Origin of the sequence: Paractinoplanes globisporus DSM 43857 (assembly GCF_000379645.1) — a bacterium.
Lineage (GTDB): Bacteria > Actinomycetota > Actinomycetes > Mycobacteriales > Micromonosporaceae > Actinoplanes > Actinoplanes globisporus.
Window position 1 is genome coordinate 1 of record NZ_KB903329.1, and the last position, 15,110, is coordinate 15,110.

The 15,110-nt window shown below is 69.4% G+C and carries 18 protein-coding genes; 5 read left to right on the top strand and 13 right to left on the bottom strand.

The genetic code is table 11. The features are described from left to right. Positions 1-612: 612 nt before the first annotated feature. From A3CQ_RS0139000 to A3CQ_RS62325, 4 genes are all read right to left on the bottom strand, one after another. Positions 613-1,038, bottom strand: coding sequence for a type II toxin-antitoxin system VapC family toxin (locus A3CQ_RS0139000; RefSeq protein ID WP_020516402.1), 426 nt, complete (start codon positions 1,036-1,038; stop codon positions 613-615). Continuing rightward, positions 1,038-1,286 (bottom strand): FitA-like ribbon-helix-helix domain-containing protein, encoded by a 249-nt coding sequence (locus tag A3CQ_RS0139005; RefSeq protein ID WP_020516403.1) that lies wholly within the window; start codon positions 1,284-1,286, stop codon positions 1,038-1,040. The genes A3CQ_RS0139000 and A3CQ_RS0139005 overlap by 1 nt, the downstream gene beginning before the upstream one ends. Positions 1,287-1,471: 185 nt before the next feature. After that, positions 1,472-1,612, bottom strand: a complete 141-nt coding sequence (locus A3CQ_RS64450) for a hypothetical protein (protein WP_020516404.1) — start codon at positions 1,610-1,612, stop codon at positions 1,472-1,474. Between the two features lie 509 nt (positions 1,613-2,121). Continuing rightward, positions 2,122-2,400 (bottom strand): WYL domain-containing protein, encoded by a 279-nt coding sequence (locus tag A3CQ_RS62325; protein WP_211216766.1) that lies wholly within the window; start codon positions 2,398-2,400, stop codon positions 2,122-2,124. Between the two features lie 116 nt (positions 2,401-2,516). On the opposite strand from A3CQ_RS62325, the gene A3CQ_RS0139020 reads away from it, so the two are divergent. Beyond that, the gene (locus A3CQ_RS0139020; RefSeq protein ID WP_020516406.1) at positions 2,517-2,978 is read left to right on the top strand and encodes a hypothetical protein; all 462 of its coding nucleotides are present in this window, start codon (positions 2,517-2,519) and stop codon (positions 2,976-2,978) included. A 368-nt stretch (positions 2,979-3,346) separates the two neighbouring features. On the opposite strand, the gene A3CQ_RS58160 is transcribed toward A3CQ_RS0139020, so the two are convergent. Continuing rightward, positions 3,347-4,237, bottom strand: coding sequence for a DUF4190 domain-containing protein (locus tag A3CQ_RS58160; RefSeq protein WP_211216767.1), 891 nt, complete (start codon positions 4,235-4,237; stop codon positions 3,347-3,349). 23 nt (positions 4,238-4,260) lie between these two features. On the opposite strand from A3CQ_RS58160, the gene A3CQ_RS63805 reads away from it, so the two are divergent. Further along, positions 4,261-4,383: a hypothetical protein gene (locus A3CQ_RS63805; protein ID WP_281171534.1), complete on the top strand. Its 123-nt coding sequence runs from the start codon at positions 4,261-4,263 to the stop codon at positions 4,381-4,383. Here the strand turns inward: A3CQ_RS63805 and A3CQ_RS0139035 are convergent. From A3CQ_RS0139035 to A3CQ_RS0139045, 3 genes are all read right to left on the bottom strand, one after another. Continuing rightward, positions 4,373-4,711, bottom strand: coding sequence for a hypothetical protein (locus A3CQ_RS0139035; RefSeq protein WP_020516409.1), 339 nt, complete (start codon positions 4,709-4,711; stop codon positions 4,373-4,375). The genes A3CQ_RS63805 and A3CQ_RS0139035 overlap by 11 nt on opposite strands. Next, positions 4,708-5,844 carry a hypothetical protein gene (locus A3CQ_RS0139040; RefSeq protein WP_020516410.1) on the bottom strand — a complete coding sequence of 379 codons (1,137 nt, stop codon included), beginning with the start codon at positions 5,842-5,844 and terminating at the stop codon, positions 4,708-4,710. Before A3CQ_RS0139040 ends, A3CQ_RS0139035 begins: the two co-directional genes overlap by 4 nt. Before the next feature lie 134 nt (positions 5,845-5,978). Then, complete coding sequence (locus tag A3CQ_RS0139045; protein WP_020516411.1) at positions 5,979-6,527, bottom strand: hypothetical protein; 549 nt, start codon at positions 6,525-6,527, stop codon at positions 5,979-5,981. A gap of 203 nt (positions 6,528-6,730) precedes the next feature. Between A3CQ_RS0139045 and A3CQ_RS0139050 the strand changes: the two genes are divergently transcribed. Next, positions 6,731-7,141 (top strand): PPOX class F420-dependent oxidoreductase, encoded by a 411-nt coding sequence (locus A3CQ_RS0139050; RefSeq protein ID WP_020516412.1) that lies wholly within the window; start codon positions 6,731-6,733, stop codon positions 7,139-7,141. 37 nt (positions 7,142-7,178) lie between these two features. Here the strand turns inward: A3CQ_RS0139050 and A3CQ_RS0139055 are convergent, their stop codons facing one another. The 4 genes from A3CQ_RS0139055 to A3CQ_RS0139070 form a co-directional block, all read right to left on the bottom strand. After that, entirely contained in the window at positions 7,179-7,427 is a 249-nt protein-coding gene (locus tag A3CQ_RS0139055; RefSeq protein ID WP_040433893.1) for a hypothetical protein, read from the bottom strand. A 28-nt stretch (positions 7,428-7,455) separates the two neighbouring features. Next, positions 7,456-8,322, bottom strand: coding sequence for an SDR family oxidoreductase (locus A3CQ_RS0139060; protein WP_020516414.1), 867 nt, complete (start codon positions 8,320-8,322; stop codon positions 7,456-7,458). A 2-nt stretch (positions 8,323-8,324) separates the two neighbouring features. Then, positions 8,325-9,257 carry an NAD-dependent epimerase/dehydratase family protein gene (locus A3CQ_RS0139065; protein ID WP_020516415.1) on the bottom strand — a complete coding sequence of 311 codons (933 nt, stop codon included), beginning with the start codon at positions 9,255-9,257 and terminating at the stop codon, positions 8,325-8,327. Between the two features lie 146 nt (positions 9,258-9,403). Then, complete coding sequence (locus A3CQ_RS0139070; RefSeq protein ID WP_020516416.1) at positions 9,404-12,145, bottom strand: winged helix-turn-helix domain-containing protein; 2,742 nt, start codon at positions 12,143-12,145, stop codon at positions 9,404-9,406. A 169-nt stretch (positions 12,146-12,314) separates the two neighbouring features. On the opposite strand from A3CQ_RS0139070, the gene A3CQ_RS0139075 reads away from it, so the two are divergent. Together A3CQ_RS0139075 and A3CQ_RS0139080 are read left to right on the top strand one after the other, a co-directional pair. Further along, positions 12,315-12,530: a DUF8691 family protein gene (locus tag A3CQ_RS0139075; RefSeq protein ID WP_020516417.1), complete on the top strand. Its 216-nt coding sequence runs from the start codon at positions 12,315-12,317 to the stop codon at positions 12,528-12,530. 26 nt (positions 12,531-12,556) lie between these two features. Further along, positions 12,557-13,006, top strand: coding sequence for a nuclear transport factor 2 family protein (locus A3CQ_RS0139080; protein WP_020516418.1), 450 nt, complete (start codon positions 12,557-12,559; stop codon positions 13,004-13,006). Here the strand turns inward: A3CQ_RS0139080 and A3CQ_RS0139085 are convergent. Then, positions 13,003-15,048: an AAA family ATPase gene (locus A3CQ_RS0139085; RefSeq protein ID WP_020516419.1), complete on the bottom strand. Its 2,046-nt coding sequence runs from the start codon at positions 15,046-15,048 to the stop codon at positions 13,003-13,005. The genes A3CQ_RS0139080 and A3CQ_RS0139085 overlap by 4 nt on opposite strands. Positions 15,049-15,110: the final 62 nt, after the last annotated feature.

The window sequence follows — 15,110 nt, forward strand, 5'->3', positions numbered from 1 at the left end:
GCTGTCCGCCGGTGTCGGAGCCCCACGCGACTTCCATGGCCCCACACACGTGCGGCGAACTGTCCTGCCGGCCGGGCCAGTATCAGCCCTGCCTGCCCTGACCTGGAGTTACGTCAGGGTCTTACCTGCCAACTGCGTGCCTTGCAGTGCCGAGCGAGCCACGAACGTGGGTCCGGGCCCTGCTTGACGCTCGGTCATCTCGTCGGCGTCTTCACTGATCTCTGCTGTCAACGCCAGAAACGTTAGCCAGAGCTGGCAAGAATGTCTAGTACGTTGGTCATAGATTTTCTCGGCGGCCGCCCGAGCTTCCGGATCGCGTCGATGCCCGCACGGGGGTGGGGGCGCCGCTTCATCGGCATGGCCCGGTGAGCCCGCGAACGCCGGGCCGGCGTTCCCGAAATCGATCAACCACCCGTGCGCTTGCCGCGTGAGCTGGGCAAACGACCCGGCAGCGGGTTGCCGGGAACGACCGTGGGGCGGTTCGCATGGTGCAACGTTCGGCCCACCCATCAGCTAACCTGCGCGGGAGTCCGGGTCGAGTGAGGCATTGCGCGAACCACGCTGTCACCGAGTCGAGTTCGCGACGTGCTCACGACAATCGAGCTGGTGAGGTCAGGCGGTTGTCTCCTGCCACGGGTCGATGAGCGAGATGCCGGTATCGATGAAGTCCTTGGTGTTGCGCGTGGCGAGGGTCGCGGCCTGAGATCGGCAGATAGCGGCGATCTGGCCATCGAAGCCGCTGATCGGGTTGCCATCTCCTTCGCGGCCGGCGACCGCGTCCGCGTAGGCGGTGGCCGCGGCGAGGTCAAAGGGAAGAACCTGGCGGGGGAAGGCGGCGAAGATTTCGTTGGCTGCCTGATTCAGGTCATGCTTGCGGCGGCCGTCCGGTAGCCGTGCGATGCCGTAGCGGATTTCGGCGACAGTGACCGCGGTTGTGTAGAGGCCAGTGCTGGACGTCCGCCGTAGCCATGCGCGCACGGCAGGAGCAGGAGTGGCACGCATGAGCTCGGCGACGACGTTGGTGTCGAGGACGATCATCACTCGCCGAAGTCCGCCGCTCGGGGTGGGGTGGTCCGAGCCGGAACGTCCAGGTCCACTCCACCGAGCTGCGTAAAGCGTTCGGTCAGCGCGCTGAAGAGGTCGGTTCGCGGACGTTCTTCCTCGGTGGCGGCCTCGGTGAGGATCAGGCGAATCTCGGCCTCCATGGAACGGCCGTGCCGGGCGGCCCGGAGACGCAGCTTCTCTTTGACGGAGTCGTCCAGATCTCGGATGCTGAGGGCCGCCATTGCCACATCTCCTCGTCAATCGGGGCTGATAGCAATGCTAGCACACGCGTGCGGCGGGCAACCGATGGTCGCCAGCTACTTGCGGTGTGAGCTGGTGAAACGTCCCGGCATTGGATCGCCGGGTACGGCGGCGATGTGGTTCGCATGGTGCAACGCCCGGTCCAGGAGTCGGCGGTAACGCATCCTTAGATGTTTCCGGCTGACTCCGCGGCCCAGCGCTCGATCTCGGCAACGAGTTCTGGTGTGATCGGCAGGTCGGCGGGGTTCACGTCGACGTCACTGTCTCCGGCGGTCCGAGTCAACGACGAGCTCCCGACACGTGCCATCAGCCTGATCCGAAGGTCGCCGCTGTGTTCAACGCGGTGGTACGCAGACCCCCATATCTCGTTCGCCCCTGCCGCCGGGCTGATGGCTCCCCTCGACGATTCCCTGCATCGTCATACGGGCGAGCGACCAGGCCGCCTCGCCTTGCGCGAAGGAAGGCTGACTCCGAGCTCGTCGAGCGCGCGCAGGAACAGATCTGCCGAGTCCCGGACGTCGGCCGGGTCCTGCCCGGCAAGGACGCGAAGCGGAGACTGTCCACCTTGGAGCACTCTGGCCGGCACGCCCGGACAGCGGCCAAATCCGGTTACTGATGGATGCGACGAGTTCCGTGGGACGAGTGCCTGGGCGTTCGGGGCCGCGGCGGAGCAGAGTCGCGGCGGTGTGCGGCACGTTTTCCATGGGAATGGTGGCGCGCTCCAGCCGTCCGGGTCGGCGGGTGTGAGGGTGCGAAGCGCAAGCCGGACGGCTTTGGGGCCGCGGACGTCGGGAAGGGCGGCGACCCCGCCCCGGGTCAGGCGCACCAGCGCGATCTGCCCGATCGACGAGACCGGTTCGTACGCGGCCGGCCGCGTCCGGCGGCGATCAAATACCAAACACCGGCCTTGAGTACGAGTCCCAGCGTGTGCAGCCGCCGGGTGACCTCACCGGGCCGGGGTGCCCAGCGGCGCGACCAGATCTCGATGACCTGGTCCCGCGAGAGTGCCTCGGCGACGGCGACCAGGTGCGGCACCGCGTCGGATTCCCGGTACCAGCCGTGTGCGTCGAGATGGAGGCGCTGCCGAATCCGCATCGACGCCTCCAGCCGCCCTCGGCTCTGCGGCAACAGCACCACGGACAGCAGTCAACTCGCTTGCACCCGAGACAGTCTTCCAGGCCACTGACAGAAGATGTCAGGGATAGCCCGCCATGATCTTCGCCATGAACGACTTCGACTTCCTCATCGGTTCGTGGAACGTGACCAACCGGCGGCTCACCACACTGTTCGCCGGCAGCGACGACTGGGAAACCTTCCCCGGCACCACCACCTGCCAGCCGATCTTCCACGGCGGTGGCAACACCGAAGAAATCGTCTTCTCCACGCTCGGTAGCCGCGGTTTCACCCTGCGGCTGTTCGACACCGAGCGCAAGGAATGGTCGATCTACTGGGCGAACAGCCAAACCGGACGGCTCTACCCGCCGGTCGTCGGCACGTTCACCGACGGCCGCGGCGACTTCTACGGCGACGACACCCACGACGGCAAGCCGATCAAGGCACACTTCATCTGGTCCGACATCACGCCCACGTCGGCAAGATGGGAGCAAAAATTCTCCGCCGACGGCGGACAAACGTGGGAGTCGAACTGGGTTATGGAGTTCACCCGATTCTGACCGGGAGGGCTCGCCGCGCGGCGGACACGAGAAGTGACTGCCGCGCCGCGCCAGCCTGCGATATCAGCGGCAGAGGATGCCTGTTGAATAGGCTCTCGCCCAGCGTCTGTGGTTGCCAGTAGCGCAGGTCGTGCTGGCTGATTGGCCGCCATTTCGCCATATCGATCGGACCGTCCAACTCCGCGGCGGTCAGCCGACAAGGCGCGCGCAAGCGATGGCCCGGGCCGGCCGAGATCACCAAGCTGCCCGCGCCGCACGAAAGTACACCCCGGCGGCCCGGCGGCTTGACACCCGAGCAGTTGGTCGCCGCCGTTCGCGACCTGACCGCTCCGGCCGGCCGAGCGGTGCTCATGCCGGCCCTGGTCGACTCACTTGACCAGCGGCTCCCTTAGGTCGCCCTCGGGGTCACGGGCAATGCAGATGACCCGGCGGTCGTCGGGCCAGGCGCTCTCACCCGGATACATGTAGGTGAAGTCCAGATTGGGGTGGTCGGTCAGGTAACGGTCGAGCAGCGGTTCGCACGCCAACTCCGCCTGCTCCTTCACCGACTCCTCGCCCGGCCACGGCCCGTACGGCAGGTTGACGATGGCGTAGATCTCGCCCGGATGCGCGGTCGTGCACGAGACCGGGTTCGGCGTCGGTCCGTAGAGGTTGTTCAGGCACTCGCCGAGCTGATAGTCGGTCGTGACCGTGGGTACGGGGCTGCCGCCGACGCTGCTGCTGTCCTGGTTCGCGCTCTCCCGGACGCCCTGGACGAAGCCGTACCCGAGAGCGCCGCAGATGAGCAGCACCCAGCAGGCGGAGATGGCCAGGCCGGCGATGGCCAGGCCGCGGCCGCGCTGCCGGCTCTTGCGGATCTGCACCAGCGCGACGATGCCGAAGGCGACGCTCAGCAGGCTCCCGCCGGGAATGCTGGTGATCAGCGCGGCGATGGCGAAGCCGTTGGTGCCCGGGTCGGCCGGGGGCGGCGGCGGATAGCCGGGATAGCCGTACGGCGGCGGATAGCCGGGATAGCCGTACGGCGGCGGCGGATAGCCCGGGCCAGGGTAGTAGCCGGGCGGAGGCTGGTAGCCGACCGCTTGATAACCCGCCGGGTAGCCCGGCGCTGGATAGCCCGGCGCCGGGTAACCGGGTGGCGGCTGGTATGCGGGCGGCACCGGGTCGGGCGGGACGGTCGGGATTTCCGGCGCCGTGGGAATCGGTGGGGCGGTGGGGTCCGGCGGGGGAGCCGACGCGGATGACGAGTTCTCATCGGTCACGCCGGGACGGTACATAACAGTTGATGGCCTGGCGAATCCCGATGGCCGCGGGCGTCTTGATGCCCGGTTCCGCGGTGCTCGAGCGGCCGGCGCTGCTACCGGCCGCCTGCACGTTCCTCACCGAACGGGAGTGGTTCACGGCGTAGGTGGCCCGGGCGCGGCACTCGCGTCGTCCCGCGGTGCGTCGTCCGCGGCGTCGACCTGTTCGGCCACCTGGTCGAGGTCGATGCTGCCCAGAGCCTCGTACCCCGGGCTCAGCGCCTCCCAATACTCCGGAATCGACATCAGCTGGGACGGCGTGACCAGGCCGTCGCGAAGTTGCTCGCCCATTTCGCGGAGCATCGGATCCTCGCTTTCCGCCAGCATCCTGAACACGAGACGCCGGCGTAATTGGTCGTCGTGGAGCAGCGCGCGATAGCGCGAATTCTCGACCCTCGCGAGGAGCGCCTCGATCGTGCCCGAGCCGGCGATCAACGCGGCACCGGCGGGACCGTCGGGAGCTCGGGCACGGGAAACTCACCGTCGACCTCGCCGAAATGTCCCATGGAACTCTTCAGGGTCGACGTCAGCGCGTCGAACTTGCCGACGTAGTCGATGATCTCGATGACGCCGCGGACCACACGGGACACCTCGACGGCGCCACCGATGGCGGCCAGTGCGGCCAGCGGGAGCCCGATACCGGTGGCTGCGGATCCACCCGCCGTCGCTCCGGCTGCCGCCGCGACGATGGCCGCGTCCGCGATGCCGCTGAGCAGCGACCCGATCGTGTCGGCCAGTTCGAACGCGCCCTGCGCGGCCTCGCTGTACATCTTGCCGAGACCGTCCAACGTGGAAGCCGAGGTGTCGAGGGCCTTCGCCATGGTGAACAGGTACGCGGAGGCGGCGTCGCCGGCGTTGCCCGTCCACACCGATCGGGTGCCCTGGGCCGTCCACGCCAGGTTGGCCGCCACGTCGCGAAGGCACCACTCCAGCTGATTCAGCACGTACCCGAGGCGCGCCATCCCCGCCCAGTCGCCACAGATCGGCTTGAGAACGACCTCGTACGGATCGTATGCCCGGTCGCACATGCCGATTTTCGAAGCGAGCGCGGTCACCTCGTAGATCGCGGTGCGGAGCGCGGATGCAGGGGAGATCATCTCGTGCCACTTCGGCTGGTAGTCCAGGCCGTACGCCGAGTCGTCGAACGGAACATGGCCGAGCCGGCCTCCAGGTTCTCGGACATCGTGCAACGGGGTCAGGTCCCGGTTGCCGGGGCCGGGCTGCGGCGCAGGCACATCCCTGCTTTCCGCCGCCACGTTCACGCCGGGCATCGTGGCGTCAATCTTCTCGGCGCCGGCCTGATCGGTCCGCTTGTAGTAGTTGCGGGCGTCCGTTATCGCTTCCGCCGCTGCGGGTAGTGCGTTTTGCCCGACATTATTGAGGAAAGCGAGAAGGCTCCATCTGATCCGATTGCTGTCGTCTTCGACGATGTTGATGATCCCGTCCAGTACCCAGAGGATCTTCCCGTTCTCGTCGAAATGGTTCCTCGCGGCGAGGACGTCGTCCGCGGCACGCTGCACCATTCCTTCCGCGGCGGTCAGTCCGTCGGTCTCGACGTACAAGGTCATCTGGGCTCGTCACCTCATGGATGTTCGACGTGGGCCGGCCAAGTGATACTCAGCCGCATGGCCCCGACGCTACGGATGACTTGGTAGCCTCAACAGGTCCAAATTATGCGATACCGAGCAGACCAAACTTTTGCCTACGTGTTCTCCCTTTCGGGGAAATGGACGCTCCCGTCCGGGTCGACTCGGCCACCCCAGGAATGCACCACGCCATGCTCATCCACTACGTGACCCCATCCGAGGGGAATCACGGTGAGCAGCGCGGAGGCCAGTGCCGCGTTGGCCGGCTCGGAGACCATCCCGGCGATCCGGGTCAGCAGAGGGGCGGCGCCGGTGATCCTGCGGGCGATCTCGGGGATGACTCCGAGGCGCGAACCGTCGGCATCGACGTACGACGAGAAGCCGACCTCCGGTTCATACCCGCCCCACCAGGCTTCCAGTACCGCCAGCGCGACCCACTGGGGATGGCCCGGATAGCTCTCGGCGACCATCACCAACTTCTCGGTCATCGCCACGGCCGCCGGGTAGACGGTGCCGCGGTGATCGTTGCCGACCGCGAACCGTACTAGTGTCCCGGCGTCAGTCCAGTCCTTCGGGTGCGGCGCGACGACGGCTCGCAGAGCGCTCAGGATCTTTCGCCGGTCGTAGTCGCCCGGATCCGGCCAAGGGAAAGCAGCCCAGTCCACGTCGCCGCCCAGCGGCAGTCCGTCGTGAACGAACTCATCCGGCGGTTTCCGAAACCACCTGGACAGGCCTGACAACGCACCCCTCCGGTCCTGCAATCAACGGCGTGCGCTCATGACAGCAGGCTCACCTCGGTTGGCGCAAGATCGTGGCCACCATCGCGCGCTCCCCTGCCTACTCGGCCGCCTCCAGGTAGGTTGGTGGAATGTCAGCCCGGCTCAACGATGCCGTTCGTAAGCTGTTCGACGATCCGAACCCGGCCGTCCTCGCCACCGTGAACCCCGACGGGAGTCCTCAGACGTCGGTGGTCTGGGTCGGCCGCGACGGTGACGAGCTGGTCGTCTCCTCCCAGGCCGGTCGACGCAAAGAGAGGAACATCCGCCGCGACCCGCGGGTCAGCATCTCGGTCTACGACCGTGACGACCCGCAGAAATATGCCGAGGTGCGCGGCGTCGCCACCATCACCGAGGACATCGGGCGTGAGCTGGCGGTGCGCCTGGACGAGGAGTACGAGGGCCCGGGCGCGGGCGCGGAGTATCTGCAGCTGCCGCCCGAGGTCGTCCGCGTGGTCATCCGGATCACGCCGCTGCGGCTCACCGGCTATGCCGCCGGCTAGCGTCTCGTGAGGGTCCTGCCGCAAGCGGGCGGCCTGGTCACACGCCGTCCGGGCTGAGCCACGAGACTGCTCGCTCCGCCGCGGCGTCGGCCTCGACCCGGCTGGCATAGGCAGCGCTCGAGAAATACGCCACCGGTGTCCAGGCCCCCATATCCTCGGGGTCGCGGCGGAACTCCTCGAAACCGAACGAGCCGTCCGGGCGACGGAAGGTGTCTACGCACCGGAGCCCGTCCACCGACTCCCGGCTGGCGAGGACAAACCAACTCGGGTCCAGACGCGCGGACATGAACGTGAGCCTAGTCGTCACCACGATGTCAGCCACAGTCTCCGTGCAAGGCGCGCAGCCCGTCCAGCAGGGGCGTTGCCGGTCGGCCGATCAGGTGGCGCAGGTGGTCGGTGGCGTCGGCGGAGACGCCGTGGGCGAGGTCGGCGTCCAGCTGGACGAGGAAGGCGATGGTGGGCTCGTCGAGGCCCTGCGCGCGCAAGGCCGCGGCGTGCTCGTCGGACGAAAGGTCAAGGTAGGTGACGACGACGCCGGTGATCTCGGAGATGGTGGCCGCCAGGTCGTGGTAGTTCCAGGCGGTGTCGCCGGTGAGTTCGTGGACGGCGTTGTCGTGTCCGGCGGTGGTCAGGACGACGGCGGCCGCCTCGGCGTAGTCGGACTTCGCGGCACTGGCGACCCGGCCGTCGTGCACGCTGCCGATGATGACGCCGGTCCGCGGCGCCGTGACCAGGTGCGACCGGTAGTTCTCGTGGTAGGAGTTGGTTCGCAGGATGGTGTAGGTCAGGCCCGAGTCGCGGATGATTTGCTCGGTTGCCTTGTGCTCGGCGGTGATGGCGGCCGTGCTGGTGTCCGCGTGCGGCGCACTGGTGTAGGCGATCCGGGAGACGCCGGCGGCCTTGGCCGCCTCGATCACGTTCCGGTGCTGCGTCATCCGCTTGCCGAACTCGTTCCCGGAGACCAGTAGCAGGGTGTCGATGCCGGACAGGGCGGCGTCGACCGCGGCGCGGTCGTCGTGGTCGGCGATCCGGACCTGGATGGACGGTGGCAACACGGCCGCCTTGCCGGCATCCCTGGCGACCGCGACGATCCGGTCGGCCGTGGTCCGGCGCAGGAGATGGTCGATGACAAGTGCACCGAGGCCGCCGGTGGCGCCGGTGACGGCGATGAGATCGGACACGGTCAGGCCAGCCCTTCCTCGAAGCCCTTGCGCCAGGACGGGTAGCGCAACTGCCAGCCGAGCCCGGTCCTGGCCTTGGCGTTGGAGAAGCCGCGCCCCTCGGTCATGATCGTTACTGCCAGGTCTCCGGCCAGCAGCCGGGCCAGCCACGTGGGGACCCGCATCGGCGGCTTCGCTCCCGCGCACGCGGCCAGATGGGGCAGCCATTCACTCGCCGGCGCCGGCTCGTCGTCGACGATGTTGAACACGCCCGTCGCCCCCTGCTCCACGGCCAGGACCGTGGCGCTCGCCGCGTCGTCGAGATGCACCCACGAGCTGGAGCCGGCACCGCTGCCGACCAGCGGGAACTGTCGCTTGCGTACGAGCTCGACCTGGTCGTCGGTGGCGCCCGGCCCGTAGAGCCCGCCGTATCGCAGGACCGTGCCACCCGCCTTGCCGACCACGTCCTCGACGTGGCGAAGCGCCGCCATCGTCGCCTGTGCGGCCGTCCCCTCGTACCGGTCGAGTGGGTCCTGCTCGGTTTTGATCCATCCGCCCTGGCGGATCCCGTTCCAGTTGGCGTAGGCCTCCGCGACGAACTGACGTACGCCGGTCGCCTTCGCGGCGGCCAGCAAGTGGTCCGTGCCCTCGGTGCGCAGCCGGTTGGTGACGGCGAACCAGCGGTCCATGTGCTTCAGATCGGGCTTACCGCCGTGGGCAAGACTGATTCCGGTCATCTGGTGCACGATCGCGTCCGGCCGGGCCGCGGTCACCGCGTCGCCGACCGACATCGCGTCCAGCCCGTTCATCACGGCCGCCTCGGCGCCCAACCGTTCCACCAGGCCCCGCTTGGCCGCGCTCGTCGTGGTTGCCGTCACGTGGTGGCCCCGGGCCACCAACTGCGGGACCAGCCGCCGCCCCAGGACCCCGGTCCCGCCTGCCACGAACACCCGCATGACGATCCCCTTCCCGATTCCGGAACTTGCTCTCGGCGCAATTCCACGGCGCGGCCGTGGCGGAGTCGTCACCCGCAAGTGCCGTTCGAAGTGGAGTCGTGCCGACCGGCGGCGCCGGGCCCGATACCCGAAAGTGGCAGGAGCGGCTACGGGAGCAGGCTGAGCTCGCGGGCGCGGGCGGTCGCCTCGGTGCGGTTGGACGCCCCGAGCTTCTCCAGGATGTGGGTGACGTGTTTTTTCACCGTGTCGACCGTGACGTACAGCTGGTCGGCGATCTCCTTGTTCTGCTTGCCCGCCGCCATCAGCCGCAGCACCTCGAGCTCGCGCCCGCTCAGGCCGGCGACCAGTCCGGGAACGGCCGCGGCTTCCGCGTCCGCGTGCCGGAAGGCCCGCATCAGCCGGCCCACGTACGCCATCGGCACTGTGTCGTTCACGGGGAGCCGGCCGAGCAGCGCGGCCATCGGCGGGCCTTCGTCGGCGAAGACTCTGATGTAGCCCTGGGGCTGGGCCAGCCCGACGGCGTCGGTGAGGGCGGCGAGCGCCTCGGCCCGGCGGCTGTCGGCCGCGAGCGCCAGGGCGCGCAGGGCCTGTATCTCGATGACGCTGCCGATCCGGTTCTGCACGGTCGCCGCCGAGCGCAGCCGGTCGAGGAGCCTGAGTGCCTGGCCGGTCCGGCCCTGGGCGAGCAGCACCCGGGCCAGCACCAGGTACGCGGGCTCTCGCGGATAGCGGGGTTCGTCGTCCGCGTCGACACCGCGTCCGGCTGTCCACCGGGCGGCGGCGTCGACATCGCCCTGGGCCAGCAACAGCCGCGCCCGCTGGGCCGGGACCGGGTTGAACAGGTCGACCAGGTCCGGGCCGGGCGCCGCGGCGACGGCCTCGTCAGCTGCCTCCCGGGAGCCGGCCTCGTCGCCCTGGGCATGCCGGATCCAAGCCAGCGTGGCCAGCGCCCGGGCGAGCGATGGGGTATAGACGAGTTGGCGGCACAACGGGAGGGCGGCGGCGAGGTGCCGCGACGCGGCATCGAGATCGTTCCGCTGGTAGGCCACCTCGGCCAGCCCGGCGTACCCGACGCCCGCGGCGGGCGGTGCCGCGCGGCCGGGCGGCGCGGTCATCTCCACGGCCTGCCGGTACGTCGCGGCCGCGGCGTCCAGGTCGCCCCGGGCCGACTGCACCTGACCTAGCAGGCCGCAGACCCATGCGGTCTCATCGCGTTTGTCCAGCGTCCGTAACGTCGCGACCTGCGAGATCAGCTCGCGTTCGGCCTCGTCGACCCGGCCGCGCAGCCAGGTGGCCATCGTCAGGTGCCCGCGCGCGACCGTGTCCAGCATCCATTCGTCCTCGCCGGCCCCGGCCAGCGCCCGCGTGGCGAACCGGGCCGTCTGCTCGGCGTCGCCGCGCGAATACGCGATGAAGGCATGCTCCACCGCGATCCACGCGGGAACGTTCACCAACAAGCTCGCCGCCCGGGCGACGGAGGGCTCGTACGGCTCGTCGGCGACCGGAGGCCATGCCCGCTCCGCGGCTTCCAACAGGCCTTCGCCCTCGTCCAGCCGACCGGCGAGAAAGGCGTAATGCGCCTGCATCAGCAGCAGCCGGGGCCGTGCGGCGATCAACTCGGCGGGGAGGGCGGCAAACCATCGCCGCACGGTCGCGACCTCGCTCCGCATCTGCAGCTCATCGAAGTGTCGCTCGAGCAACCGCGCGGCCCAGGTCGCGTCCCCGGCGGCCAGCGCGTGCCGCACGGCCTCGTCCACCGAGCCGTGTGCCTCGTGCCAGGCGGCGGCGCTGCGATGCAGCTCACGCTGCCGCTCGGGTCGTTGCTGTTGGAGGCGGGCGCGAAGCAGGTCGGCGAACAGCTGGTGGTAGCGCCACCAGCCGCGCACATCGTCCAACGGGGACAAGAAGAGGTTGGCGCGCTCGATCGCCTCCAGCATCGCCTGGCCGTCGACGCGGCCGGTGACCGCGTCGCACAGCGGCCCGGACAGCCGCTCCAATACCGACGTCTCCAGCAGAAACTCCCGTACGGGCTCGGGCTGGTTGGTAAGCACCTCTTCGGTGAGATAGTCCAGGACGTACCGGTGGCTGCCGGAGAAGGTCGCCACGAAGGAGGCGACGTCCGGCGTGCCGAGCAGCGACAGAGCGGCCAGTTGCAGGCCCGCCGCCCACCCCTCGGTACGGGTCGCCAGCGCCGCGACCGCGTCATCACCCAACCCCGCGTTCAGGTCCGGGCCGACCGCCCCGCGCAGCAGGTCGGCGGCCTCCTCGCCGGTGAAGCGCAGCACGTCGGCGCGCAGCTCGGCCAGCCGGCCGCGGGCGCGCCACCGCGCCAGCGGCAGCGGCGGGTCGGTCCGGCTGGCCATCACCACATGCAGGCCGGGCGGCTGATGGCGCAACAGGAACTCGAGCGACGCGTGCACCGGTGGCGCATCGATGAGGTGGTAGTCGTCCAGCACCAGCACCACGTCGTGGGGCTCGGCGGCCAGCTCGTTGATCAACCCCGTGGCGACCCTCTCGAAGGAGCCCGGTGCCGGGCCGCTCAGGAGGGGCTCGGCCCGTTCGGCAATACCCGGCCGCACCTGCTCCACGGCGGCGGCGAGATGCCGCCAGAACCGCGCCGGGTCGTTGTCGCCCGCATCCAGGGACAACCACCCGACCGGCCGCGGGGAGCGCCGGCACAGGTCGGCCAACAGCGACGTCTTGCCGAACCCGGCCGGCGCGCAGACCAGCACCAACTCCCGGGCCAACCCGCCTTCCAGCAGGCCGACCAGCCGCGGCCGGGTCACGAAACCCGGTGGGAGCCGCGGCACGTACAGCTTCGTCGCCAGTAATCCGCTCTGCGTGTCGGCGAGCGCGTGCCGGGAACGGCTGTCCGACAACTCAGCCATCAGGCACCCCCAGCGAAGTCGCCCACCATTGTCCGGGATCTATGCGGCCTCGGCCACCGCGAGGTGCCACCTTCGGGTACCCGCCGTGTCGGCGCCGCCATCGAATTCCACCCGCAACGCCACATGCGGGTGACGACTGTGCCACGGCCGCGCGGTTGGCTGGGTAACCGTGAACTACGAGATCCGCGTCGAAGGCGTCCTCGACCCGCGGTGGTCGACCTGGTTCGACGAGTTGCAGATCACGAACGAGCCCGGCGACGTCACCGTGATCGCGGGCGCCGTCGTCGACCAGGCCGCACTGCACGGGCTGCTCGTGAAGATCCACGACCTCGGCCTCCCGCTGATCTCCGTGGATCGCATCGACGTACAAGAACAACAAAAATAACAAAGGAGACAATGGTGTACGCAGGGATGAGCGACCTTCAGAGCATGGCCGACCGGGTCGAGATCGAGGCGCTGCGCGGTGAGTTCACCGACGCGGGGATGATGCGCGACTACGACCGGTTCGCGTCGCTGTTCGCGCCGGACGCGGTGTGGCGGATCCCCGGCGTCGACGTCGAGTTCGTCGGCCGCGACCAGATCCGGGCCGGGATCGAGCGGCTGCAGGAGGGTCTCTGGGAGTACCTCGTGCAGACCACCCACCCGGGCATCATCCACCTCGAGGGCAACACCGCTTCCGGCCGCGCGTACGTGCTGACTCTCGGGCGGACGCGCGACGGCGGCTCGCACCTGAACTACTCCGCGTATCACGACCGCTACCGGCGCACCCCGGACGGCTGGAGGTTCACCGAACGCGTCGACGAGATCAAGTACCTGGACACCACACCACTGACGGGGGCGCCGCCGACCGTCCCCGCCTAGGGACCACCCGTCCCTGGTTTCGCCGGCAGGCGCAGGTCGCCGATTTCGACCGCCCAGAGGATGTCGGCCAGTTGTTCGAGGGCCTTGGCCAGGTGGCGGCGGTAAGTGCTCAGCGGCAGGTCGAGGACCTCGGCGGCGGCTTCCTGGGTGGGGGCGGCGCGGAGGTAGGTGCGGTACAGGACCGCTCGGAGTTGGTCGCCCTTGGGTTGAGTGCCGAGGTGGTCGACGGCGGCTTCGATGGTGGCCCGGAGCTGGTCGGTGCTCGGGCCGGCCGGTCCGGTGGCCAGAGCCGAGCCGATGAGCGGGCCGGCGGCGAGTTGATCGGTCCGGTGCAGGCTCTGTAGGGCTGCCTTGACCGCAACGCCGAACTGGCCGCGGTCCAGCGGGGGCGGGCGGAGCAGCGCGGCCGGCGCTGGTCCGGTCAGTCCGGAGCGACCCCGCTCGTGCATCAGATCGAACCAGGCGTCGACCGGGAAGCGGCGCCAGTCGATGCCGTAGATGACGTGCCGCACGCCGCCGATGTCGACGTCGGCCAGCCGGGCGAAGGCGAGGTAGTCGAAGTAGGCGTGCCAGTACTCGACGTCGATGACGACGGTGAACGACCAGGCGAGGGGCCGGGTGAGCCACTCGATGACGCTGGAGACGGGCCCGGCCAGCAGGGCGTACGGGTCGCGTTGATGTGTTTGCGCGCCGCCGTTGTAGCGGACGATGTCGATGCACTCGCCGGGGCGGGCCGGCCCGTGCCGCGCGACATGGTCGAGCGCGGCTCGCACGGCCGGGTCGCGTTGTTCCAGCACCGAGCCGCTGGGGCTGAAGACGTGGTAGGCGAAACCGGCGACGCTGTCGCCGATGCGAATGACGCTGAGGTGTTCGGGTCGCTCGGAGAGCCAGGCCCGGGCGAGGTCGGCGCTCGCCCTTCCCTCGAACTCCTCGATGATCGCGCAAACCTGGGCATGGTCGTCCGGATGGCCCGGCAGGACGGTGGCGGAGCCCTGCGCGCGCAGAGAGGCGTACGCGTCGGCGAAGGGGTTGTTGCGCATCAGGTAGAGCAGTTGCTGGGCGTGCAGCTGCCGGTCCTGGTCGGTGGCAGTGCGGAGGCGGTCCACCGCGTGGTGATAGACAGCCCGGCGGTACGTGCGATAGCGCTCGGACATGCGGCGCTGGAACTCGGCATCCAGCACGTCACGGGCCAGGTCGTGGATGAACAGGCCGCGCGCGCCGACGGTGACGAACGGCCGCCGGGCGAGCCACTGCCACACCGGCGCGGCCTCGGCGCCCACCACTCGTACCAGAAGCTCCTCGGTGGTCAGCCAGGCCAGCGCGCAGGTGGCGAGGCCCGTGAGGTGCGCCTCGCTGGGCACGTCACGCAGGAACGATTCCAGCAGTACGGAGATGAGATCCGGCGCGTCGGCCAGGGTTCCGGGGGTCTGGCCGGACATGGCGAGGTCGGCCAGCAAGGCCATGGTGAGCGGGTGCCCGCGGCCGAGGGCGACGAGATGGTCCCGCTCGGACGGCGCCACGCCGGCGTGGGCGAGCAATTCGGTGCTTTCGCCGAGGTCGAAGTGGTCGAGGCGGTGGACCGCGACCAGAAACTGCCATCCCAGGTCGGTACGCCACGGCGCGGCCGGCGGGTCACGGCCGGCCAGCACGACGATGGCGTCGGCACTGAGCGCGGGAAGGCGTTCGTCGCGGAGCCATCCGTCGATCGGGGTGAGCTGCTCGTAGCCATCGACCAGCAGGACCGCGCCGGCCGGATCGTCCCCAGGGCCGCCGGCGAGGCGGATTGCCGCGTCCAGTCCTTCCGGCGACGGGTCGATGTCGCGGCCGTCGACATGCACGACGGTCCGGCCGGCCGAGCGAGCACGCGCGCGGAACTCCTGGAGCAGGGTGCTCTTGCCGATGCCGCCGGGGCCGTACAAGAACAACAACCGCCGCGGTGTACGCCCGGAAACCGCGTCGTCAAAACTGGCCAGTTCGCGGTGCCGTCCCACCAGGCGCTGCCGACGCGCGGTGTCCAACAGATCGCCGAGCTGCGTCGACACGCCGACACCTCCAACCAAGGTTCGGCTCCACTGTCCACCGCCGGGACGCGCTTGGACAGCGA

Bases quoted from the DNA above. Each gene is read 5' to 3' on its own strand.
- A3CQ_RS0139000 (WP_020516402.1), bottom strand. From the start codon at position 1,038: ATGATCGTCCTCGACACCAACGTCGTCGCCGAGCTCATGCGTGCCACT.
- A3CQ_RS0139005 (WP_020516403.1), bottom strand. From the start codon at position 1,286: ATGGCGGCCCTCAGCATCCGAGATCTGGACGACTCCGTCAAAGAGAAG.
- A3CQ_RS64450 (WP_020516404.1), bottom strand. From the start codon at position 1,612: ATGGCACGTGTCGGGAGCTCGTCGTTGACTCGGACCGCCGGAGACAGT.
- A3CQ_RS62325 (WP_211216766.1), bottom strand. From the start codon at position 2,400: ATGCGGATTCGGCAGCGCCTCCATCTCGACGCACACGGCTGGTACCGG.
- A3CQ_RS0139020 (WP_020516406.1), top strand. From the start codon at position 2,517: ATGATCTTCGCCATGAACGACTTCGACTTCCTCATCGGTTCGTGGAAC.
- A3CQ_RS63805 (WP_281171534.1), top strand. From the start codon at position 4,261: ATGGCCTGGCGAATCCCGATGGCCGCGGGCGTCTTGATGCCCGGTTCC.
- A3CQ_RS0139040 (WP_020516410.1), bottom strand. From the start codon at position 5,844: ATGACCTTGTACGTCGAGACCGACGGACTGACCGCCGCGGAAGGAATG.
- A3CQ_RS0139050 (WP_020516412.1), top strand. From the start codon at position 6,731: ATGTCAGCCCGGCTCAACGATGCCGTTCGTAAGCTGTTCGACGATCCG.
- A3CQ_RS0139055 (WP_040433893.1), bottom strand. From the start codon at position 7,427: ATGTCCGCGCGTCTGGACCCGAGTTGGTTTGTCCTCGCCAGCCGGGAG.
- A3CQ_RS0139065 (WP_020516415.1), bottom strand. From the start codon at position 9,257: ATGCGGGTGTTCGTGGCAGGCGGGACCGGGGTCCTGGGGCGGCGGCTG.
- A3CQ_RS0139070 (WP_020516416.1), bottom strand. From the start codon at position 12,145: ATGGCTGAGTTGTCGGACAGCCGTTCCCGGCACGCGCTCGCCGACACG.
- A3CQ_RS0139080 (WP_020516418.1), top strand. From the start codon at position 12,557: ATGAGCGACCTTCAGAGCATGGCCGACCGGGTCGAGATCGAGGCGCTG.